Origin of the sequence: Endozoicomonas sp. SESOKO2, assembly GCF_024606245.1 — a bacterium.
Classification (GTDB): domain Bacteria; phylum Pseudomonadota; class Gammaproteobacteria; order Pseudomonadales; family Endozoicomonadaceae; genus Endozoicomonas_A.
This window is the reverse complement of record NZ_JAHHPQ010000243.1, coordinates 1-1,110: the sequence shown is the minus strand read 5'-3', so window position 1 is coordinate 1,110 and position 1,110 is coordinate 1. Positions and strand designations below refer to the sequence as shown.

The following is a 1,110-nucleotide window of genomic DNA, read 5'->3' as shown; positions in this document are numbered from 1 at the left end:
CCGGTTCCCATAAGCCGTTTAATGACGCCAGCAATCCCGTTTTGGCCAGGTTGGCCTCATCCAGCACCAGGGTAACGAATTCTCCGTCTTTGTCGGACGGGGTATTGGCCCATGCCATCAGCATCCGGTTTTGCTGTTCCATCGAGCGATCGCCATCGGCGTGTTGTTGCCACTGCCAGCGTTTCATCAGGGTTTGTTCGCTGTCAGAAGGTCCAAGAGAAATGACCTCAGCCTGTCCTGAACCCTTCGCCATTTTGGATGAAAAGTAACTTTTTCCGGTGCCGGTTTCTCCCTCAAGGAATATAACGGGAGAGTTCGCAAGCCGGTCATGGAGTCGGGATAATCGACGGCTTTCACGATCCTTCTGACTTAACTGGCCGTGATAAAGATCCCGGGCCAGTAGTGACAGGGGCTTATCAGCGGAACCCTGCCATGCCAGTGATTCAGACAATCGATGTTCTATACGTTTAATGTCTTCTGCCTCAGAATGCGCTGTTCTGGGCATCTGAAAACAATCAGTGGCCAGAGTGTGAATGGCTTCAGATCGGGTCTGCCCTGACGACAAGGTTAACTGCCAGCCAGAAGCCAGTGCATCTTGTAAACGTTTGATCTGTTTTGATGGTCTGATGACTAACCGTTGACAGGTTTCTGCTGCTGCCGGATCGACTTCCAACGAATGCGCCATTGCCAGGCGATGTTGTTCAGGCGCATGGGCCACCATCATGGCACAGAAGCTGTCCAGAACTTCTTTTTCATCGCACTCTGAAAATGGTACATAAGACAGTTTTAATTGGCAGTCCTCAAATACTACCGGGTCAAAGGCTCTGGCCAGAGACCATAGGTTTTGCTTCACAAAAGCTCTATCCAGTCCCGGGGCACTGTTGATGATGGCATTTAACCGATCCGGGTCTACCGAGGCAGTACGCTGACCATCCGGTTTCTTATGGGCATCCGGCTTCTTACCAGCATCCGGCAGTAACTGCCAGCAAGCCACTTTCATAAAATCCCGCACTGCCGGATGCTGCCGGGTACCATGGGTGATGACGCTATCGATAGCCTTGCGCCAGTGGCGGGGTAAAAGTTGTGGGGACTGGTCAACCTGCTGTGCTC

The 1,110-nt window shown here is 52.3% G+C and carries 1 protein-coding gene; it reads right to left on the bottom strand.

The window, feature by feature from the left end; translation table 11 throughout:
• A partial coding sequence (locus KDK17_RS05850; protein WP_257287576.1) for an ATP-binding protein occupies positions 1-1,110 on the bottom strand: 1,110 nt, incomplete at both ends.